Genomic DNA, 21,244 nt, shown 5'->3' with positions numbered 1-21,244 from the left:
GTCGTCTGAAAAAGCCGTTTGACGGTTTCAGACGACCTTCCGTATAGGAAACCCATCATGTCCCCGATTCTTTACCTGATTCCCACCCCTTTGGGCGCGCCCGACACGCCTTGCCTGCTGCCGCACGAACAGGCGCAGATTACCGGTTTGACCGATTTCGTCGTCGAAGCTGAAAAAACTGCCCGCGCCCATTTGAAACATTTGGGTATCACGACGCCCATCCGCGAGCTGAACCTGCAAACTTTAAACGAACACACCGACCTGAAAACCCTGCCCGAGCTTTTGAAACCTTTGCAGGAAGGGCGCAGCATGGGCATTCTCAGCGAAGCAGGTTGTCCCGCAGTTGCCGATCCCGGCGCGAATCTGGTGGCATTGGCGCACCGACACGGCTATGAAGTCCGTCCGCTGGTCGGTCCGTCCAGCCTGTTGCTGGCGCTGATGGCTTCGGGGGCAAACGGGCAGAATTTCACGTTTAAAGGCTATCTGCCGTCGGAGAAAAGCGAGCGTATTGCCACTTTGAAGAGCTTGGAACAGCGTTCACGCCAGCAAAACGAAACCCAGCTTTTCATCGAAACGCCTTACCGCAACGACGCGCTGCTTGCCGACGCACTGGAAACGCTGCACCCTGAAACCCGCCTCTGCACCGCAACCGACCTGACTTTGCCGACACAGGAAATCATCAGCCAAACCGTTGCCGCTTGGCGGAAAATGAAAACGCTGCCGAATTTAAAAAAACGCCCGACGATATTTGTGTTGCACGCGGGCTAGGAAAGTAGGGGCGGGCGGTTTGACGGACTCGCCCGTCATACTGAAAAAGGTCGTCTGAAAACCTTCTGTACAAGGTTTTCAGACGACCTTTGTTTTATAGTGGATTAAATTTAAATCAGGACAAGGCGACGAAGCCGCAGACAGTACAAATAGTACGGCAAGGCGAGGCAACGCCGTACTGGTTTAAATTTAATCCACTATATTTTGAAAAGCTTAAAACCAATGCAGTAATCCGACAGCCATCACCACTGCCGTGATACATGCTAAGAGCGCGCAGATTTGCAGGGCTGTTGAGTTGGTTTTGGGATAGCCCATCAGGTTGGGCAACGGGTTGGACGGCAATATCATGCCGTAGACGAATTGAAGCAGTCCGCCCGCGACCATAGGCAAGGTAAATACTGGCAAGATCAGGCTGATGGCGGCAAGTACGATGCTGATTCTGAACATCCATATCGCCGGATAATGTCCTTTTCCAGCATCATTGCACCGCTTTTCCAGCCAGGTACTTTGATAGTGCAGCAGACCGTAAAGGGCGATGCCAAAAACATGCACTGCGCCGCCGACCTGTCGGTTGATGCCGCATTGACCCAAACATGATTGGGTTATCCACAGCAATAGTGCGGACACTGCGCTGATGCCCAGCAAAATGGGCAGGTTTACTGCTGCAAAGCGCGTACGGCTGGCGCGGCGGTTGTCGAAGGGGTCGGGCCTGTCGTCGTAGAGGATGAAGCCGTCAGGTTCTTCTTGGTATGTGTTCATGATGTGGTGTGGTGAGTGATGATTTGGTTGTAATGTGGTGTGGTTTTGCGTTTTCAGACGACGTTTTTGAACATTTTAGATAGACAGTTATCAAACGTCGTCTGAAAAATAAGGGTATGTTTTTACATTTTATGGCGATGCGCTTCGGCGGCTTTTCGTCATGATTTCAGACGACCCCTGCGCCTTACCAATTTACGCGTACCGCCCGACTGCCGAGCAGTTTTTCCAATTCATCGAATAACGCGGAGCTCGGCGTAATCATCCATTTCGGCGGCACTTGAAACCTGCCCGACGCTTTGTGATTGCTGTACGACAGTTGCAGCGGGATGTGCGACGTGTCGTGCAGGCGGTGGGCGGTGAGGATGGCAGCGAGGCGTTCGATGTCGTGGCCGGGGGCGAGGGCGAGGCTGAGGCTGCGGGCGTAGCGTTCGCGCGCCATTTGCAGGGTCATGACTTGGTTTGCCATGATGCGCAGCCCGTCGCCGCCGCCGTAGTCGTCGCGGCTGACTTTGGATTCGATAATCAGCACTTGATCGGATTTGAGGTAGCCGGCGCAGTTTTCCAGCGTCTGGCCGCTGACCATGATTTCAATCTGCCCGCTCAAATCTTCGAGGCTGACGAAGGCGATTTTGCCGCGCTTGCCCATCATGGTGCGCACGGCGGTAACGAATCCGGCGAGGCGCACGCTGTCTTGCGGTTTCAGACGGCCTAATTTGGTCGGGGCGATTTGGCGGACTTCTTGGGCATACGGGCCGAACGGGTGGCCGGACAGATAAAAGCCGATGACGGTTTTTTCTTCGGCGAGTTTTTCCGATTCGCTCCACATGGGCGCGTCGATAAGCTGCACCGGTTCGATGGCGTCTTCCATCATGTCGAAGAGCCCGCCCTGATTGGCGTTGGCGGCTTTTTGGTCGGCGTTGTTCATGGCGAGGTCGATGTTTGCCAAGAGCATGGCGCGGTTGGGTTCGATGCTGTCGAACGCGCCGCCGCGTATCAGGGCTTCGAGGGTGCGGCGGTTCATGTGTTCTTTGCCGACGCGCTCGCAGAAGTCCAACAGGCCGGTAAACTTGCCGCCGCTTTGCCGCGCGGCGATGATGGATTCGACGGCGGCTTCGCCCGTGCCTTTAATCGCGCCGAGCGCGTAGCGGATTTTCATGTTCGGATACGGTGTGAAGCGGTAGTCGGATTCGTTGATGTCGGGCGGCAGGAACTCGATGCCGTTGGCGCGGCAGTCGTCGTAGAAATGCTTGAGCTGGTCAGTGTTGTCCAATTCAGACGACATGGTTGCCGCCATAAATTCGGCGGGGTAGTGGGCTTTGAGCCATGCGGTCTGATAGGAAATCAGGGCGTAGGCGGCGGCGTGGGATTTGTTGAAACCGTAGCCGGCGAATTTTTCCATGTAGTTGAAGATTTCGTCGGATTTTTCGCGCGAAATGCCTTGTTTTGCCGCGCCTTCGGCGAAGATTTCGCGGTGTTTCACCATCTCTTCGGGCTTTTTCTTACCCATGGCGCGGCGCAGCAAGTCCGCACCGCCGAGCGAGTAGCCGCCGATAATCTGAGCCGCCTGCATCACTTGTTCCTGATACACCATAATTCCGTAGGTCGGTGCGAGGATGCCTTCGAGCAGCGGGTGGATGTATTGGAATTCCTGTCCCTTCATACGCGCGACGAAGTCGGGGATGTTGTCCATCGGGCCGGGGCGGTAGAGCGATACGAAGGCGATGAGTTCTTCAAACTTGGTGGTGTGCGCCGTTTTCAGCATTTTTTTCATGCCGGTTGACTCGAACTGGAATACGGCGGTGGTGTTCGCGTCGCGGAAGATTTTGTAGGCAGCCTGGTCGTCGAGCGGGATTTTGCCGACATCGACAATATCGCCGGTGGTGTTTTTGATGTTGTTCTGCGCCATTTCGATAATGGTCAGGTTGCGCAGGCCTAAAAAGTCGAACTTCACCAAACCCACGTCTTCCACGTCGCCCTTGTCGTACATGGATACGGGCGAGGCGGATTCGTCCGCCTGATACACGGGGCTGTAATCGGAAATCTTGCCCGGCGCAATCAACACGCCGCCCGCGTGCATACCCAAACCGCGCGTCAGGTCTTCCAGCTTTTTCGCCAGCGTAATCAGTTCGTCCGCTTCTTCCGCTTCAATCAATTCCTGAATCTGCGGCTCCGCCTTCATCGCGTCGTCCAAACCCAAAGGTTTGTTGGCCTCCAGCGGAATCAGCTTCGACAGTTTGTCGCACAGGGTAAACGGCAGCTCCAGCACGCGCCCCACATCGCGAATCACCGCTTTGGACGACATCGTGCCGAAGGTCACAATCTGGCTCACCGCCTGCGCGCCGTATTTGTCGCGCACATACTCAATCACACGGCCGCGGTTGCTTTGACAAAAGTCCACGTCGAAGTCGGGCATGGAAACGCGTTCGGGGTTTAAGAAACGCTCGAACAGCAGCGCGTATTTCAGCGGGTCGAGGTCGGTAATTTTCAGCGAATACGCCACCAGCGAACCCGCGCCCGAACCGCGTCCCGGCCCCACCGGACAGCCGTGCGTTTTCGCCCAGTTGATAAAGTCTTGTACGATAAGGAAATAGCCGGGGAATTTCATCTGGATGATGATGTTCAACTCAAAATCCAGCCGCTCCTGATATTCCGGCATTTTCGCCGCCCGCTCCGCCTCGTCGGGATAAAGCTGAACCATGCGTTCCTGCAAGCCCTCGTTGGATAGCTTCACCAGATAATCGTCGAGCGACAGGTCGTCGGGCGTCGGGAACAGGGGCAGGAAGTTTTTGCCCAATGTGATGTGCAGATTACAGCGTTTGGCGATTTCCACCGTGTTTTCCAAGGCTTCGGGCAAGTCAGCGAAACGCTCCAGCATCGTTTCCGGCGGAATGAAAAACTGGCTCGGCGTAAAATCGCGCGGACGTTTCTTGTCCGTCAGCACCCAGCCGCCTGCGATGCACACCCGCGCCTCGTGCGCGTTGAAATCGTCGCGGCTCATAAACTGCGTCGGATGCGTCGCCACCACCGGCAAACCCAGTTCCTCCGCCAGCTTCACGCTGCCCGAAACGCAAGCCTCCCATTCGGGACGTTCGGGCAGGCGTTGCAGCTCCAGATAAAACGCATCGGGAAACCAAGCCGCATACTTCAACGCCGCCGCACGCGCCGCGTCTTCATTGCCGTTCAACAGATTCACGCCCACTTCGCCGTAATGCGCGCCGCTCAAACAAATCAAGCCGCTGTTGTCGCCGTTTTCCAGCCATTCGGGATTGAGTTCTGCGTGATGGACATTGCGGTCTTTGCCGACATAAGCCGCCGTCAAAAGCTCGCTCAAGCGCAGATAGCCCGCATCGTTGCGGATAATCAGCATGGCACGGAACGGCTTGTCGGGCGCATTCGGATTGCCTATCCACACATCCGCCGCCCCGACGGGCTTAATCCCCGCGCTGCGGCAGGCTTTATAGAATTTCACCAAACCGAATTCGTTCATCAAATCGCTGATGCCCAAAGCAGGCAAACCGTATTCCTGCGCTTTGGCAATCAGTTTTTTAATCCGCACCATACCGTCGGTAATCGAAAACTCGGTATGCAGGCGCAGCGGGATGTAGGTCGGCTCGGTCATGGCAAAATCGGCGTGAACAATAAAAGGCGTATTGTAGCAGGGTTGGAAAAAGGTCGTCTGAAAACGAGTGAAGCGAGTTTCGCCAAAAGGAGCGTAGCGGGGTTTCAGACGACCTCAACGGTAGGGGTAGATGGCGGAAGCATCATGGTATCGGTTTGTTTGGCAATCAATGAAAATGTGAAACGGTTTCACAAAAATGAAAAGACAACGGTATGAACTGCAAAGGCAGGCAAAACGGTGAAATAGTGATGATGAATATTGATTTAAATCATGCGTCATCTAACGATGAATACTATAATATGAACATGTTATTAAACAGCTTTAAACGAAAGGAAAACTATGAAAGCCGTCCGCTTGGTTCTTGCTGCATCTTTGGTCTCTACGCTTGCCGCTTGCGGCAGCTCCTCTTCCGCGCTGTCCGATGCAATCAGTAAAGGCTTTGATCCTAAGGCTAAGGGCGTGAAATACATTACCGTTTTCGAGAGCGTTCCCGAAAACGGCACGATGCAGTTGAATGCCAACAATAAGGTACAAACGCTTAAAAAAGGCGACAATTTGGACACTGCCTTTTTGAAGCGCGACAAGATTTCCTATTATGACTACGTCGGTAAAATCAATGTCAACGGACAGGTCATCGATTTGGAAAGCGGCGATTTTATGGTTTACAAGCAAGACAATTCGGCGGTCGCTGCCAAATATATCAAGCAGAAAGCCGATCCTACCGACGGCAACAAGCTGAAAGACTTGCAAGCGTATGAATTTAAAGTTGGCGAAGTGCAAGGTAAGGAAGTTGCCTTTAAAGACTTGCCGCAACTGGGCAGCTATACCTACCGCGGCATTGCGTTCAACGGCGACGATAATAGCGGCCGCCTGACGTACACCATCGATTTTGAGAAAAAACAAGGTCAGGGCAAAATCAGCGGCATGGCACCTGATTACAATGTCGACTTGGCTGCCGCCAACATTGCCGCAGCAGGGGCAGGTTCGGCAATCAACGGACGCGCGACGCTCAACAATGAAGACAAAGGCAGCTACCGTTTGAACATTTTCGGCAGCAAGGCTGAAGAGATTGCCGGTAAGGCGCAAGTGAAAGTCGGCGATAAAGAGAAAGATATCGGACTTGCCGGTAAAAAAGAATAATAATTGAAAGAGACGTGTTAAAAGGTCGTCTGAAAACGCGGTTCAACCAGGTTTCAAGCCTAGTTTGCTGCTTTTCAGACGACCTTTTTTGATGGGGCGGATATTGGAAGGAAGCCTTATAGTGGATTAACTTTAAACCAGTACGGCGTTGCCTCGCCTTGCCGTACTATCTGTACTGTCTGCGGCTTCGTCGCCTTGTCCTGATTTAAATTTAATCCACTATATTGTTCGGTGATTGCAGACGGTCTTGAAAGGGTCGTCTGAAACCGGACATCAGGCGTAGTGGCCTGCGCCCAAGATGCAGGCTTTGGCTGCGCCTGTCGCATGGTTCGGGCTGCTGGGCGTTCGGTTTATCCAGCACGCGGCGAGCCAGGCGAAAGCGGCGGCTTCGACCCATTGCGGGTCAAGGTGGAGTGCTGCGGTGCTGTTCAATCCGACAGCGGGGGAGAACAGGTCTGCCAAATCCTGCATCAAAACCGGATTGCGGATGCCGCCGCCGCAGACATAGAGATTGCGCGTGTCGGGGGCGGCTGTATCGACGGCGTCGCGGATGGTTTGTGCGGTGTAGCGAACCAAGGTTCTTAAAACATCTTCGGGCTTTTCACTGCCTTTCAGACGACCTTGAAGCCAGTTTAGGGAGAAAAGCTCCCTGCCCGTACTTTTGGGATGGGGTCGTCTGAAATAGGGATGGTCGAGTAGGTTGTTCAATAAATCAGGCAGGATAGTGCCTTGTGCGGCGCGTTGTCCGTCGCGGTCGTATGACTGCTGCCAGTTGTGCTGCATCCACGCGTCCATCAGCATATTACCGGGGCCGGTATCGAAGCCGAAAGCGGCTTGCTGCGGCGGTAAGACGCTGATGTTGGAGATGCCGCCGATATTGAGGACGACGCGGGTTTCCTGCGGATGCTGGAACAGGGCTTGATGGAAGGCGGGAACCAGCGGCGCGCCTTGTCCGCCCGAAGCCAAATCGCGGCTGCGGAAATCGCCGATGGTAAAAATGCCGGTCAGTTCCGCCAGTAGGGGCAGGTCGGCAAGCTGGATGCTGTAACCGTGTTCTGGGGCATGGCGGACGGTTTGTCCGTGGCAGCCGATGGCGGTAACGGCTTCGGCGGGCAGGTTTTGTTCTGAGAGGAGGGTGTGGACGGTTTGCGCGTAAAGGCGGCTGAGGGTCTGGGATAGGATATTGCTGCGGTGCAATTCGTTGTAGCCGATATTTTGAAGGTCAAGCAGCTCCTGACGGAGGTCGTCTGAATACGGGGTAAAGGCATGAGCCAGCGCGCCCTGCCATTGATTGCCCTGCATACGGATAAGCACGGCATCTGCACCGTCCATGCTGGTGCCGGACATGATGCCGATATAAAGTTGGGTATTCATGGGTCGTGGTTCGGATTAAGCCGTAAAGAAAAACATTTTAACGCGGTTTTGCGCTTTGTCAGGTATTTGGCGCGGCGCAGGTAAATAAATGTTTCAAGAAAGATTGCAAAAAGGTTACAATAGTCCGAAACACATCCGCAATTCTTAAGGAAGCTGATCCTATGGCTCAAACTCAGATGAGTGCCAACTTGAAGCTGATTAATGCTGTCTTTGCCGCTATGCTGGTGGGCATGGTCGGCTATTTTATTTACTGGGGCTTGGGCTATACCCATTACAACCATTCTATATTGTTCATTATCGCTACCATGTTCGGCGTTTTCATGGCGTTTAACGTGGGCGGTAACGATATCGCCAATTCTTTCGGTACCAGCGTCGGCTCCGGTACGCTGACGATTCCCCAAGCTTTGCTGATTGCGGCGGTGTTTGAGGTCAGTGGCGCGGTGATTGCGGGCGGCGAAGTGACCGATACCATACGTAAAGGCATTGTGGATCTGAACGGCATCGACCTTCAACCCATGCAGTTTGTCTTTATCATGATGTCCGCGCTGCTCGCAGCGGCATTGTGGCTTCTGTTCGCCTCGCGCAAAGGCCTGCCTGTTTCCACTACCCACGCCATTATCGGCGGTATCGTCGGTAGCGCGGTGTGTATGGCGGTCATGAACAATATGAATGCGGGCGAGCTGATTCAGTGGGGCAAATTGGGCGAAATCGCCTTGTCTTGGGTCTTGTCGCCCGTTTTGGGCGGTACGGTTTCCTATTTATTGTTTTCCCGAGTCAAGAAAAACGTCTTGGATTACAACGCTTGGGCGGAAGGTACGCTCAAGGGCATCAAACAAGAAAAAAAGGCTTACAAAGAACAGCACCGCCTGTTTTTTGAAGCCTTGAGCGAAAGCGAAAAAGTCGAATACGCCACCAAAATGGCGCACGACGCGCAAATCTACGACGAGCCGGATTTTGATCCCTCCGAGCTGCAATCCGAGTACTACCGCGGTCTGTACGACTTGGACAACCGCAAAAACAACGTCGATTCCTATAAAGCACTCCATTCTTGGGTTCCCTTCATTGCCTCTTTCGGCGGGATGATGATTGCCGCCATGCTGATTTTCAAAGGTTTGAACAACCTTCACTTGGGCATGAGCAACGTCAACAGCTTCCTGACCATCTTCATGATTGGCGCGGCAGTATGGATGGGTACGTTTGTATTCGCCAAAAGCCTGAAGCGCAAAGATTTGGATAAATCCACCTTTCAAATGTTCTCATGGATGCAGGTGTTTACCGCCTGCGGCTTCGCCTTCAGCCACGGCGCGAACGATATTGCCAACGCCATCGGCCCGTTTGCCGCCATCATGGACGCATTGCGTACCAACAGCATTACCTCACAAAACGCCGTTCCGCCGATTGCCATGCTGACATTCGGTATCGCATTGATTGTCGGCTTGTGGTTTGTCGGCAAAGAAGTGATTAAAACCGTCGGCAGCAGCTTGGCGGAAATGCACCCCGCTTCAGGCTTTACCGCCGAACTTTCCGCCGCCGCCGTCGTGATGGCAGCCTCCTTTATGGGGCTGCCCGTATCCAGTACCCATATTTTGGTTGGCGCGGTACTCGGCATCGGCTTGGTCAACCGCAACGCCAACTGGAAGCTGATGAAACCCATCGGCTTGGCATGGGTCATCACCTTACCCGCCGCCGCTATCCTGTCCGTGACCTGCTACCTGATTCTGCAGGCACTGTTCTAATATCGGATTTCCACACAAAAGGTCGTCTGAAAGTACCGTTCCCGCTTTCAGACGACCTTTTTTATGGCGAAATCAAGATAAAAATGAGGCAAGATAAGATGTTTGGTTGTGAATGGGTTTGGAACGTAGGACGTTGGCGTCTAAACGAAAAGAAGGATGATGGGACGCAATTTTTAGATATTTTCTTGAAGTTTGTCGGCTCAAACCTTTTTGAAATGCTCCCAAACCGGTTTGCAGTTTTCCGGCAGTTCGGGACACGCGCCGAGGATACCGCCGCTGAAGTCGTTTAAGCGGTGGAAATCGCTGCCCGCGCTGGCGAGCATGCCGAAGCGTTCTGCCAGCAGCGCGTAGTTGAGGCGGTCGTTTTTGCAGCAGTTGCCACTGTGGACTTCGATGCCCACACCGCCGAGGCTTTTAAATTCTTCAAACAGATTGCGCTTGGCGGTGGCGGACAAATCGTAGCGCATCGGGTGGGCGATGACCACCATGCCGCCCGCGCCGTTGACGGCGGATACGCAGTCTTCCAGCGTTGCCCATTCGTGGCGGACGGCGCAGGATTTGCCGTCGCCCAAGTATTTGGTGAACGCCTGCTGCTTGTTTTTGACGTGTCCCGCTTGGATGAGGAACTCGGCAATGTGGGTGCGGCTGACCATTTCTTTGTTTGCCGCCAGCGCGAGCGCGCCGTCGTATGCGCCGCCGATGCCTTTCTTTTCGAGCTTGGCGGCGATGGCTTCAAGGCGTTTCAGACGACCTTGCCGTACTTGTGCCAACAGGTTTTGCAGGTTTTCGTCCTGCTCGTCAAAATCCAAACCGACGACGTGTATGGTGCGCCCGCGCCAAGTTACGGAGATTTCCACGCCGTTGACGAAACGCAGCCCGAGCTCATTGGCTTCGGCACGCGCTTCAGCGATGCCGCCGGTGTGGTCGTGGTCGGTCAACGCCAGCAGCGTGCAGCCGTTTTGATGCGCGAGGCGCACGACTTCGGCAGGAGAGAGCATACCGTCGGAAACGGTGGAATGGCAGTGCAGGTCTATCATGGGGCGTTATGTGTGTGGTGAATGAAGGATGGGGACGGTCATGTTGAAAACCGAGTCGGACAAAGGTCGTCTGAAATCCAGTAGTTCGGATTCTTGAATCCGACATTTCAAATCCTGCCGTAATGATTTGAATCAGCGGAACATTAAACGTTTTGTCGGATAATAAGTATCCGACCTGCGGCTTTTGAAAATTATAGTGGATTAAATTTAAATCAGGACAAGGCGACGAAGCCGCAGACAGTACAGATAGTACGGAACCGATTCACTTGGTGCTTCAGCACCTTGGAGAATCGTTCTCTTTGAGCTAAGGCGAGGCAATGCCGTACTGGTTTAAAGTTAATCCATTATAAAAGGTCGTCTGAAAACGCGGTTTTATCCAGCCGAACCGTTTTCAGACGACCTTTTCGTTATCTCCGTCGTTCGACCAACCCGCTTCTTTCAATTTCCGCTGTTGCGCGTCGTAGCGGGCTTTATCCGTCCAATAAATCGTCTGGATGCAGGCATCGCCGCAGTCGCTGCCGCAGCATTCCCACGATTCGGGGCGGACGGGTTCGTCTAAAAGCGGCTCGCCCAAGAGCGCTTCGGCTTTATTCTTCTGGGTCGTATCCATCGGCGATTTCCAAGCGCGCGCCGTCAAACTCGATGACTTCGCCGCCGCGTATTTTGGCAGTTTTGCGGGTTTCGGTTTCACCGTTGCGCAACACCAGCCCTTCGGCAATAAACGCTTTCGCCTGCCCGCCGCTTTCGGCAAGTCCAGCGAGCTTCAGAAGGTCGCATAAGGCGATGTATTCGTTGTCTTCGAGATAGACGGTGGCTTCCATGAGGTTTCCTGTAATGGGGAAGGTTTGAATGTGTGAAATTGTAGCATAGGTCGTCTGAAAGCCGTTTCAGACGACCACGACTTCTATAGTGGATTAACAAAAATCAGGACAAGGCGACGAAGCCGCAGACAGTACAGATAGTACGGAACCGATTCACTTGGTGCTTCAGCACCTTAGAGAATCGTTCTCTTTGAGCTAAGGCGAGGCAACGCCGTACTGGTTTAAAGTTAATCCACTATATATCAGCGTTGCAATTCGCGTTGCAAGGCTCTGCAGGCGGCATCGTTTTCGCCCATGCAGGAACGTTGCAATGCCTCCAGCCGCTCTTGCCGTTTGGCTGTGCGGTCTTCCGCTGTTTGATTGCGCATTTCCTCTTCGGTTTCTTTGGCGTTGCGGCAGGCGTTTTCATAGCCGCCTTTGCAGGCTTTGCGGTAGAGTTCGAGGGCTTTGGGGTAGTCCATGCCCAGACCGCTGTATGGGTCTAAATAGAGGTTTGCCAATACGTTGCAGCCCTTCATGTTTTTGCCGTCGCAGGCTTTTTTCAGCGGCAGGTAGGCATCGGCGGGGCTTTCCAGATAGTCGCGGGTCCAAATGCCGAGTGTGACGCAACTGTCGAGCTGGTTGCGCGTGCATTGCGTGATCAGGTTTTGATAGGCTTCGTCGTCATAGTCATCGGCGTATGCCGCCGGCAGCAGTCCGAGAAGAAGGGCGAACAGTAGGGAGGTTTGGGCGGGTTTCATGGTTTCTCAAGAACCTTTGTGCGGATAAGGGTTTGTCGGCGGTTTCGCAGCGTAAAGGCGGGAGCGATATCAACGTTAACCTATTCGGTTTTCCAAACGGGATTTGACTGCCGCCTAATCTGTTGCATCTTTGCAAAAGGTCGTCTGAAAACGTTCAGACGACCTTTGGGTTTTATTTGCAGGTTTTCATATTCAGGCTGCCGTAGCGGCCGACGATGTTACGGATTTCCTGTGCGTCTTTTTCATCGACCGACATGAAGATGACGGTCATGCGGGAAACGCTGAGGGTGCTGTCGGCGGCGTTGCCTTTGTCGTCTTGTTCGACGATGCGTCCGCCGCCGAAACCTGCTGCAGACAGGCGTGAGATGAGGACTTGGGCGGAGGAGCGGCTTTTCATGACGCCGAGGCTGATTTCGCCGTTGTGAAGCGTGCCGTTGAAGCCTTTGTTGCCGAGGGCTTCGAGGCGGTTCATTGCTTCGCTGTCGGCGGGCAGTACGACGCGGAAGGTTTTGGCGGCTTGGTCTTTCGATGCGCCGCGTTTTTCTACGGTGCGGCTGGCGGCGTGCGGCCAACGGGTCAGCAGACCTTTGATGCGGTGGTAGTCGTCTTCGTCAAGGGTAACGCTGGCGTTGGACGTACATTGGCGGGCGGCGGATGCGTTTTTGGCGGCGGGATTTTCGTTGGTGGCAGCAGCCGGATTGGTGTTTTCGGCGGCGGCTTTTTCTTTTTCGCGGCGGGCTTTTTCTTCACGTTCTTTTTTTTCTTTTTCGCGGCGCGCCTGTTCCTCTTCTTCTTTCTTCTTGCGTTCGGCTATGGCTTCTTCGGATTCGGGTTCGGGCAGGTCGGCTTGTGTTTCGTCGGTTTGCAGCCAGTCGGGTTGCGCGTTGTCGGCAGACGCGGGGGCTTGCTGCGGGCGCAGGGATTCGGGTTGGGCAAGTTCGTGGGCGCCGCCTTCTACGGGCGTGGCGGCGGGGGATTTGGCGTTGTTGAGGCGGTGCGTAATCATGCCGCCGAAGACGATGATGTTGAGTGCCACGAGGGCGGCGAAAAGCCATTTCATGAGTTGTTTTCCTTTTTTGTGTTCGGGTGCCGTTGTGGTGTGCGGACGATTTTGTGTTGTTATTTTGTGGCGAATTGGCATCAAAACCAATCGGCTGAAGTTTGCTGCGTCTGAAGGTCGTCTGAAAACCCGGTTTGATGTTTTCAGACGACCTTTTTAAATCTGCGCTACGGCGTTGCTGCTTATTCGGGCAGTGTGTCGGTCTGTTCCTGCTCGTGCGCGACCCAGTTCAATAAACCGTAAATGACGAGATTATCTACAATTTTTACCGTATTGTCCAAAACAAACTGCTTGGGCAGGGCGTTGACGACTTTGCTTGCGCCGCCACCGGTAATGATGACGTCAACGGGTTTGCCTTCGCCCGTTTTTTGTTGCAGCCGCCCGTGCATCATGATGACGGCTCCGCAAACGGCATCCATCATGCCGCTGGTGATGGCGTTGGGCGTGGTAGTGGGGAAGGGGTACACTTTGCCGGCGGGGCGGTCGAGGTTGGCGGTTTTGGCGGCGAGGGCTTCTTTCATCAGGTGGAAGCCGGGCATGATGGTGCCGCCGAGGTAGTGGTTGTCTTCGGTGAGTGCGTCGGTGGTTACGGCGGTGCCGCAGCTGACGACGACGCAGGCGTTTTGGCTGAAGCGGCGGCTGCCCAAGGCGTTGAACCAGCGGTCGGAACCGTGTTCGGCGGGGTTGCGGTAGTGGTTGCGGATGCCGAGTGCCTGCGGCATCGAGGGCAGCCAGCGGACGGGCGCGGTCAGGTGGGCTTCGACGAGGGCTTTTTTGAGGTCGCCACACACGGCGCAGCCGACGATGCGGGTGCGGTCGTCTGAACGCTCTGCCCATTCTTCGCCGAGCCTGCTCAAGTCGCGGTAGGGCGCGCGGGTGACTTCGTTGAACACGCCGTTTTCCACCCATGCCCATTTGAGCTGGCTGTTGCCGCCGTCGAGCAGGAGCAGGCGTTCGGGCGCACGCGGCGTGGCGGCGCGGGGCGTGTCGTCGGGGCGCAGGCTGATTTCGCCGCTGACGACGGTTTGTTCGCCTGCCGATGTCATCAGGTGCAACGCGCCTTGCGCATCGACGTTGAGTACGGTGCCTTCGCTTACGGTTTGCCCGTCGCGTAGGAGCAGGACGGGTCTGCCGTGGTCGCGGTGGGCGGTTTGGTATTCGCCGAGGAAGGGGGCGAACCCGTTTTGCGCGTATTGCGTCAGGACGGTATCGAGTTCGCCCAAGAGTTTGTCTAATAGCGTTGAGACGGGGATGCAGTGTGCGGAGGCTGCACCGCGGGCAAGCTGCATATTGTGGAATAAGGCTTGGACGGAGGCGGCGTGTTCAACTTCTTTGGGCAGGACGAAGTTGATGCCGATGCCGATGACGGCGGCGGTTTTGCCCTCGTTGCGGACGGTTTCGATCAGGATGCCGCCGAGTTTGTCCCTGCCGGCGACCAAATCGTTCGGCCACTTGATTTGTATGTCCAACCCCGAGGCAGCCAAGGCGCGGCGGCAGGCGAGTGCGACGGCGGGGGCGAGCGAACCGAGTTCGTGCTGCGGTTTGTCAAATACCCAGCCGAAGCTGAACATCAGGCATTCGCCTAATCGGTGTGTCCACTTGCGTCCTTGCCGCCCGCGGCCTTTGGTTTGCAGATGCGCGACGCAAAGCGCTTTATGGGCTTGTTCGGGCGAAGTGCGCACCAGATTTAGGATTTCATCGTTGCTGGACGTGCATTCTTGCTTTAAGGTCGTCTGAAAACCGCGTTCCGCGCCCAAATGCTGCAAGGCTTCTTCGTTAAACAAGGCAAGCGGGCGCACGAGCCTCCATTGTCCGTCGTGTTGGCGCAGCAGTCCGCGGATGTGTGCGGGCATCTGTTGCCAAAAGCCGTTGAGCTGGTGCGGCTTCACGCCCGCGATACGCGCGAGATGGGAAACGTGTTGCGGCAGACCGTCGGCAAGTTCTGCCAAAACCCGACTGTGCGGCAGTTTCAGCGCGGTCATTTGCCGCCCTCGGCTGCGCGGATTTTTTCCAGCGTTTTCGTGGTGGAAGTCTGGTGCAAGAACGGAATGGAAAACACTTTGCCGCCGCGCGCCAGCGTTTCTTGTGCGCCGACGATTTTTTCGACCGGCCAGTCGCCGCCTTTAATCAGGATGTCGGGTTTGATTTGCTCGATCAACTCGGCGGGCGTGTCTTCGTCAAACCAAGTAACCAAATCCACGCTCGCCAATGCCGCCGCTACCGCCGCGCGGTTTTCCAGCGAATTGACGGGACGGTCGTCTCCTTTGCCCAAACGGCGCACGGACGCATCCGTGTTCAAAGCCAATACCAACGCTGCCCCCGCCGACCGCGCCTGCGCCAGATAGGTAACATGCCCCCTGTGCAGAATATCGAAACATCCGTTGGTAAACACCAGCGGACGGGGAAGCTCGTGCAAACGCTGCGCCAATTCTTCGGGCGGGCAGATTTTGCGTTCGAAATCGGGGAGGGACCAGTCAGACATAATCGGGATTCCGTTGGGGATAAACAGACAGGCGGTATGATACCGAAGCGGACGGAAAAGGTAAATTTGAGGGGAGGGGAAAGGGGTCGTCTGAAAAGGTGGGTTTGGGCAAAATTGCGACTTTTATGTGATGAACGGGCTGATACCTGTCTGAACCTGTTTTCAGACAGGTATTTTTAATCGAAAACAGCAGGTTGCTTTTCAGTAAGGTATTTCCAATAGCGTTGCGGCATTTGTTGGCGGTGCAACCGGGGATTACGTCGGGATGGAATATTGCTGCTGTTGAAATAGTCCTGCCAAAGGGCTTGGTAACTGCGTTCGTTCGGGGCATAGGATGTTTGGATGCGGTGGGCTTCCAGCCCGTTGATTGCGTGCAGTCCGTTTGGGCCGCTTAAGATGCCGTAAAGGCGCTGCATATCGAATATTGCCCATTGCTGTTGCGGATAACGGTTGCGGAAATGGCGTGCAATCAAGGGCAATACATCGTATTGAGGTTCGATACGCGCGAGATACAGACCATCTGTCAGCTCTTCAAAACGGACAAACGCTTCCATCCGGTGTTTTTCATGTCCGACGGTTTTAACCCATTGCGCCCATTGCATCACATCGTAAAGACCGTAATCGCAGAGCACATCTTTGCGCATCGGGCGGACAAGCATCAGGTTGACAATGCGCAGAAAAGTGTCGGGCATCTCAGGTAGGGCGATTAAAAAACCATACAGTAGTTTGACCATGCCGCTGCGCCCGATTTGCTGTTCGAGCCGCTTGAAAACGCGGTGGGCGCGTTCGGGGGAGGTGGCAACAGTTTCGCTGCGGCTGAATAAATCTGTATCCTGCGCATCATGGGTAATGTGTACGTTTTCAGGAGCGTATTTGCAGGCGTAAACATGAAACACGGTGCTTAACAGGCCGTCGAAGCTGCCGTCGTAGTGCAAAGTGATTTGCATAATGTGGGTCTTTTCGTTATCAGCCGAACAAATCGGTTTGCACGGCATCGCTTTGGCTGAATTTGGAGCGTGTGTTTTGCAAAAGCAGGCTGCGCAATTGCGGGCTGTCGATTAGGTCGGCGTAGCGGTTGGGTTCGGGCAGGGTGATGAAATAGCGTGCGCGGTTTAGCGCCACGCCCATTTTGCTCAGTTGTGCCATGGTGATTATGCGGAATCGGCGCGCCTGCACGATTTTGCGGGCGGACTTCACGCCGATGCCGGGTACGCGCAAGATGGTTTCAAGCGGCGCGTGTTGCAACGGCACGGGAAACCATTCGCGGTGGCGCAGCGCCCAAGCGAGCTTGGGGTCGAAATCCAAGTCGAGGAAAGGTTGCTGTTCGTCTAAGATTTCATGATCGGAAAAACCGTAAAAACGCATCAGCCAATCTGCCTGATAGAGCCGGTTTTCGCGCCGCAGCGGCACTTGCGTCGATAAAGGCGGCAGGCGTTTGTCTTCTAATACCGGTACATAGCCCGAGTAATACACGCGTTTGAGACCGTAATGGCGGTAAAACCCGCCTGCGGCGCGGATGATTTGACGGTCGGTTTCGCCTGCAGCGCCGATAATGAACTGCGTACTTTGTCCGGCAGGGGCGAACTTGGGCGTGGATTTGATGGTTTTGCGGCTGTCGGCAAAGGAAACGATTTCGTTGCGGACAAACGCCATCGGCTGCGTCATGTCGCTGTGGTTTTTTTCGGGCGCGAGCAGCTTGAGGCCGGAAACGGTGGGGATTTCCATGTTGACACTGAGGCGGTCGGCATACAGTCCGGCTTCGTGCAGGATTTCGGCAGACGCTTTCGGAATGGTTTTGAGATGGATGTAGCCGTTAAATCGATGTTCTTCGCGCAGTTTTTTAGCAATCCGCACCAAGCGCTCCATGGTGTAGTCAGCGTTTTTGAAGATGCCGGAACTCAAAAACAGCCCTTCGATATAGTTACGCCGGTAAAAGCTCATGGTCAAATCCACCACTTCATCGACCGTAAACGCCGCGCGCGGGATGTCGTTGCTGCGGCGGGAAGCGCAATAAGCGCAGTCGTAGATGCAATGGTTGGTCAGCAGGATTTTCAGCAGCGATACGCAGCGGCCGTCTTCGGTGAAACTGTGGCAGATGCCCGCACGCGAAGAGTTGCCCAAGCCTTGCCCGTCGTTGCCGCGCTTACCTCCGCTTGATGAACAGGAAACATCATATTTGGCGGCATCGGCTAAAATTTCGAGTTTGCGACTGATTTTTTGATAATCCATAGCTGAACTTTTATTAAGTGGAATAATATTTTTTATTATAATTGTTAGATTTTATTTAGTCAGCTAAATTTTTTCTTAGTATGTGAGGAATGATTCAGCAGGCATGATGCCTAGCGGATTTGGGTTTGACGTGCAACTTTCCATCACCGAAAAAGGTCAGTATGCGCTAGCATACGACCCTTCCTGCAAGAAAGATTGCCATTAGTTACACACAAAGGTGCATAGTGAATCATCCGACAATACTTCACTAAACCAACCGATTTCCGAAACATGAGTAATCGGGAGAGACGCAGGGTTCAAGATGAGGTGAACTGCCGACCAAGAAAAAACACTTGGCTATGAAACGCCAAGTGTTTTATTTTTGAATCGGCTTCAACCGCTAGTGCGCTAGTGCTGCACTTGAAATCCGAATCTAAGGTCGTCTGAAAACGGCTTGGACATAGCCGAGATTTGAAGGTGTTTTAACCTTGTTTCAGGTTTTCAGACGACCTTTCGTTCAGATATTCAGACGATGGGTTTAATCGTCGTCGTAATCATAGTAATCATCGTCCCAGTCGCGGTATTTGCGATAGTAATGTTTGTTTTTTTTGTAACGTTTCTCATAACGGTAGTAATCGTCGTAGTCATCGCGATCACGACCGTAGTAGTAGTCGTCATCACGGTCGTAGTGGTAGTAGTCGTAGTCGCGATAACGGTCTTCGTATCTCTCTCTGTCTTTTTGATTCAATTTTTTATTACGGTAGGCATAGGCGTTGCCTGCCAAACCACCTGCCACTGCGCCGATGATTGCGCTTTGTCCGTCGTTGCCCAACAGACCGCCCAAGGCTGCGCCTGCTGCCGCGCCGGCGAGGGTGGCTTTTTTCTGGTTTGCCGTGCCTCGCGCTTCCGCGTGGATGGCGGGGAGGCTGAGGCTGGCGGCGAGCAATACCGCCATAAGTGGTTTCATGGTCATTGTTTCTTCCTTTCGTGAAACACGGCAGATGCCGGAGTTATTTTCATTATAATCAGCCCTTTGTTTACCTTCGCCCGCCTGTGGAAAATTAGCGTAAACAAATGTTGCTTTTGTGCGGTACGGTTACTCGGCTGATAGATGGAAAGCCTTATCTGTCTTGGATTTGGCGGTAACAAAACGCCCCGAAGCCGGTATGCGGTTTCGGGGCGTTTGGGTTTCAGACGACCTGTGCGGTGTCTGCAACACTTGTTGGAAAAAGCCTATTCTTCAGGCAGCCGCCATACGGACAGAATGAATCCGCCCCAGATGACGACGAGTGCGATAATCATCATGATGATGGCTGAAGTACTCATTCTTTGTCTCCTTGTTCATGTTCGTGTTCGTCTTTGACGTTGAAGTTTTGACCATGTTTCCAAGGCAGAAGCGACAGCAACACGGCGATGACAATCAGACCGATCGACATGCCCCAGCCGAAGATATTGAGGAAATCGCTGGGATATTTTGAGTAGTTTTCTTTAAGCAGGCCGATTGTGTCTTGGTACAACATATAGCCGAGCATGGCGACGGTAAAGATGACGCAGGCAGTCCAAATCGCGCCGACGCGGACGGAGGAGAGCGCGTTCAGGTGGTTGCGCAGTTCGGGCAGTTTGCGCAGGGCGATGATGGCCAAAACATAGACGAAGCCGGCGGCGACGATGCCGTAGGTGTTGACGAATTTGTCCAATACGTCCAAAACGGGCAGGCCGGTGGTCGTGCCGAAGAGCAGGGTGGAGATAATGCCCATCGGAATGCAGACAAGCAGGGTAGCGTTGACGCGGCCGATGTTCAATTTGTCCTGAATGGCGGCGACGATGACCTCAACGATGGAAATCATCGAGGTAATGCCTGCGAATACCAGAGAACCGAAGAACAATACGCCGATCAGCGCCCCCATCGGAGCTTGGTTGATGATGGTCGGGAAGGCGATGAAAGCCAAACCGATGCCGCTGGAAGCAACTTGACTGACGGCTTGTCCATTGGCTTGTGCTATAAAGCCCAGCGCGGCGAATACGCCGATACCGGCGAGCAATTCAAAGCTGCTGTTGGCAAAGCCGACAACCAAGCCGGTACCGCCCAAGTCGGTTTTTTTCTTCAGGTAGGAAGAGTAAGTCACCATGATGCCGAAGCAGATGGAGAGCGAGAAGAAAATCTGACCGTATGCGGCAACCCAGACTCTAGGATCGGAAAGTTTCGACCAGTCGGGCGTAAACAGCGCGTCCAAGCCCTTAGCCGCGCCCGGCAGCGTCAGCGAGATGCCGACCATGATGATGAACATAATCAACAGCAGCGGCATGAAAAACGAAGATGCGCCTGCCACGCCTTTTTGTACGCCCAAAGCCATGATGATGCAGGTAAACAGCCATACGCCGATCAGCGGGCCAACGACTTTGCCGACAAAATCCAAGCCCAAAGCTTCAGGACCTGCCATGTTCAAAAAGTCTTTAAAGAAAAACGCCTGAGGATCCGCGCCCCATGCGGCGTTCAGCGAGTAGTAGGCATAGCTTGCCGACCAGCCGATGATGACTGCGTAGTAGATACAGATGATGACGTTGGTCATCACGTTCCACCAGCCCACAGGCTCGAACCAGCGGCCGAGTCGGCGGAAAGCTAGCGGAGCGGAGCCGCGGTAGCGGTGGCCGATGGCGTAGTCGAGCAGCAGCAGCGGGATGCCGGCGGTCAAGAGCGCGACCAGATAGGGTAGGAGGAACGCACCGCCGCCGTTTTCGAAGGCGATGTAGGGGAAACGCCAAATGTTGCCCAGGCCGACGGCAGAGCCGATAGCGGCAACCATAAACGCGCGGCGGTTGCTAAACGTCGCGCGTTCGTTTGTTTTGGAATCAGACACGTTGATACCTCTTGCTTTGATGTGGTATGAAAACAGCCGCTTGGCGGCTTACGGTTATAGAAATGAGGTCTGACAGGGGTAATGTCGTCTGAAAAAAACAGTCGGCTTGTGGCCTTTGTTTACAATCTATGGCTGTATCGTAAAAAAATTTAACAGGCTTGGCAAGTGGGAAAAACGGATTTTTAGCTGTATTTCAGGCAGTTTGGGGAAGATGAGGGAGTATGGGTCGTCTGAAAACAGGATTTAAGGCTTTTCAGACGCCCCTTCTTTTGAAGAGGAGCGTCCATCGTTCTTGGATGTAAAAAATTAATAACGTTATCAAGTATTTATTTTGTTTAAAAATATATTTTTTAATTTATTTCGATTATAATGATATCGTTTTACATTTGTATTCAGTAGAAAGTAATCTTTTTAACAAGTTGTATTTCCTATAACCCTCTGATTTTCATCGAAAGGAATCTTCATGAAAAGTTTTGGCAGCACTTTGTTTATCCTAGGTCTTTTAGCGTTCGGTTTGAATTATATGAATGCTGTGCCGAAAGTTTTAGCATGGATTTATAACTGGGGAGAAGATACTGCAATGTGGATTAAAGCAGGTGTTACCGGTGGCGGCGCTTTGATTTAGCTGCTGGGTCATTTTGC

General features: G+C 53.8%; 19 protein-coding genes and 1 pseudogene. 5 read left to right on the top strand and 15 right to left on the bottom strand.

Features of this window, described 5'->3' with window-relative positions; genetic code table 11:
* The first annotated feature begins 57 nt into the window (after window positions 1-57).
* Window positions 58-768, top strand: coding sequence for an SAM-dependent methyltransferase (locus DBZ16_RS05900; RefSeq protein WP_107813302.1), 711 nt, complete (start codon window positions 58-60; stop codon window positions 766-768).
* 213 nt (window positions 769-981) lie between these two features.
* Here DBZ16_RS05900 and DBZ16_RS05895 read toward each other — a convergent pair whose 3' ends face one another.
* Entirely contained in the window at window positions 982-1,527 is a 546-nt protein-coding gene (locus DBZ16_RS05895; RefSeq protein ID WP_107813301.1) for a cytosine permease, read from the bottom strand.
* Between the two features lie 184 nt (window positions 1,528-1,711).
* On the bottom strand, window positions 1,712-5,146 hold the full coding sequence (gene dnaE, locus DBZ16_RS05890; RefSeq protein WP_107813300.1) for a DNA polymerase III subunit alpha: 3,435 nt from the start codon (window positions 5,144-5,146) through the stop codon (window positions 1,712-1,714).
* Between the two features lie 339 nt (window positions 5,147-5,485).
* Between dnaE and DBZ16_RS05880 the strand changes: the two genes are divergently transcribed.
* Window positions 5,486-6,286, top strand: a complete 801-nt coding sequence (locus tag DBZ16_RS05880; RefSeq protein ID WP_107813299.1) for a factor H-binding protein — start codon at window positions 5,486-5,488, stop codon at window positions 6,284-6,286.
* A 273-nt stretch (window positions 6,287-6,559) separates the two neighbouring features.
* Here DBZ16_RS05880 and DBZ16_RS05870 read toward each other — a convergent pair whose 3' ends face one another.
* Window positions 6,560-7,660 (bottom strand): anhydro-N-acetylmuramic acid kinase, encoded by a 1,101-nt coding sequence (locus DBZ16_RS05870; RefSeq protein ID WP_107813297.1) that lies wholly within the window; start codon window positions 7,658-7,660, stop codon window positions 6,560-6,562.
* A 161-nt stretch (window positions 7,661-7,821) separates the two neighbouring features.
* On the opposite strand from DBZ16_RS05870, the gene DBZ16_RS05865 reads away from it, so the two are divergent.
* Complete coding sequence (locus tag DBZ16_RS05865; RefSeq protein WP_107813296.1) at window positions 7,822-9,396, top strand: inorganic phosphate transporter; 1,575 nt, start codon at window positions 7,822-7,824, stop codon at window positions 9,394-9,396.
* A 200-nt stretch (window positions 9,397-9,596) separates the two neighbouring features.
* On the opposite strand, the gene DBZ16_RS05860 is transcribed toward DBZ16_RS05865, so the two are convergent.
* From DBZ16_RS05860 to DBZ16_RS05820, 9 genes are all read right to left on the bottom strand, one after another.
* Window positions 9,597-10,433 (bottom strand): PHP domain-containing protein, encoded by an 837-nt coding sequence (locus DBZ16_RS05860; RefSeq protein WP_107813295.1) that lies wholly within the window; start codon window positions 10,431-10,433, stop codon window positions 9,597-9,599.
* 391 nt (window positions 10,434-10,824) lie between these two features.
* Window positions 10,825-11,043 (bottom strand): hypothetical protein, encoded by a 219-nt coding sequence (locus DBZ16_RS05855; RefSeq protein ID WP_107813294.1) that lies wholly within the window; start codon window positions 11,041-11,043, stop codon window positions 10,825-10,827.
* On the bottom strand, window positions 11,021-11,254 hold the full coding sequence (locus tag DBZ16_RS05850; protein WP_002221492.1) for an RNA-binding S4 domain-containing protein: 234 nt from the start codon (window positions 11,252-11,254) through the stop codon (window positions 11,021-11,023). Before DBZ16_RS05850 ends, DBZ16_RS05855 begins: the two co-directional genes overlap by 23 nt.
* Before the next feature lie 242 nt (window positions 11,255-11,496).
* Complete coding sequence (locus DBZ16_RS05845; protein WP_107813293.1) at window positions 11,497-11,994, bottom strand: sel1 repeat family protein; 498 nt, start codon at window positions 11,992-11,994, stop codon at window positions 11,497-11,499.
* A 172-nt stretch (window positions 11,995-12,166) separates the two neighbouring features.
* Entirely contained in the window at window positions 12,167-13,054 is an 888-nt protein-coding gene (locus tag DBZ16_RS05840; protein ID WP_107813292.1) for a cell division protein, read from the bottom strand.
* A gap of 182 nt (window positions 13,055-13,236) precedes the next feature.
* Window positions 13,237-15,036, bottom strand: a complete 1,800-nt coding sequence (locus tag DBZ16_RS05835) for a bifunctional biotin--[acetyl-CoA-carboxylase] ligase/type III pantothenate kinase (protein ID WP_107813291.1) — start codon at window positions 15,034-15,036, stop codon at window positions 13,237-13,239.
* Window positions 15,033-15,536 (bottom strand): D-glycero-beta-D-manno-heptose 1-phosphate adenylyltransferase, encoded by a 504-nt coding sequence (gene rfaE2 / locus DBZ16_RS05830; RefSeq protein ID WP_070514307.1) that lies wholly within the window; start codon window positions 15,534-15,536, stop codon window positions 15,033-15,035. The genes DBZ16_RS05835 and rfaE2 overlap by 4 nt, the downstream gene beginning before the upstream one ends.
* Before the next feature lie 176 nt (window positions 15,537-15,712).
* Window positions 15,713-16,483 (bottom strand): TIGR03915 family putative DNA repair protein, encoded by a 771-nt coding sequence (locus DBZ16_RS05825; RefSeq protein ID WP_107813289.1) that lies wholly within the window; start codon window positions 16,481-16,483, stop codon window positions 15,713-15,715.
* Between the two features lie 19 nt (window positions 16,484-16,502).
* On the bottom strand, window positions 16,503-17,765 hold the full coding sequence (locus DBZ16_RS05820) for a putative DNA modification/repair radical SAM protein (RefSeq protein ID WP_107813288.1): 1,263 nt from the start codon (window positions 17,763-17,765) through the stop codon (window positions 16,503-16,505).
* Between the two features lie 228 nt (window positions 17,766-17,993).
* Here DBZ16_RS05820 and DBZ16_RS05810 point away from each other — a divergent pair.
* Window positions 17,994-18,156 (top strand): annotated as a pseudogene (locus DBZ16_RS05810) (IS30 family transposase); the annotation flags it as partial.
* A 126-nt stretch (window positions 18,157-18,282) separates the two neighbouring features.
* On the opposite strand, the gene DBZ16_RS05805 reads toward DBZ16_RS05810, so the two are convergent.
* The 3 genes from DBZ16_RS05805 to DBZ16_RS05795 form a co-directional block, all read right to left on the bottom strand.
* Window positions 18,283-18,717 carry a YMGG-like glycine zipper-containing protein gene (locus DBZ16_RS05805; protein WP_107813287.1) on the bottom strand — a complete coding sequence of 145 codons (435 nt, stop codon included), beginning with the start codon at window positions 18,715-18,717 and terminating at the stop codon, window positions 18,283-18,285.
* A 260-nt stretch (window positions 18,718-18,977) separates the two neighbouring features.
* A complete protein-coding gene (locus DBZ16_RS05800) occupies window positions 18,978-19,070 on the bottom strand; it encodes a methionine/alanine import family NSS transporter small subunit (protein ID WP_016687493.1) in 93 nt (30 codons plus the stop codon).
* Entirely contained in the window at window positions 19,067-20,602 is a 1,536-nt protein-coding gene (locus DBZ16_RS05795) for a sodium-dependent transporter (protein ID WP_070496431.1), read from the bottom strand. The genes DBZ16_RS05800 and DBZ16_RS05795 overlap by 4 nt, the downstream gene beginning before the upstream one ends.
* Window positions 20,603-21,065: 463 nt before the next feature.
* Here DBZ16_RS05795 and DBZ16_RS05785 point away from each other — a divergent pair, with 463 nt between their 5' ends.
* Entirely contained in the window at window positions 21,066-21,227 is a 162-nt protein-coding gene (locus DBZ16_RS05785; RefSeq protein WP_107813285.1) for a cell division protein, read from the top strand.
* Window positions 21,228-21,244: the final 17 nt, after the last annotated feature.

The organism is Neisseria sicca, from assembly GCF_003044565.1.
Taxonomy (GTDB): Bacteria; Pseudomonadota; Gammaproteobacteria; order Burkholderiales; family Neisseriaceae; genus Neisseria; species Neisseria sicca_A.
Note: the sequence above shows the minus strand (reverse complement) of the source record. Positions and strands in the feature narration are given on the sequence as shown.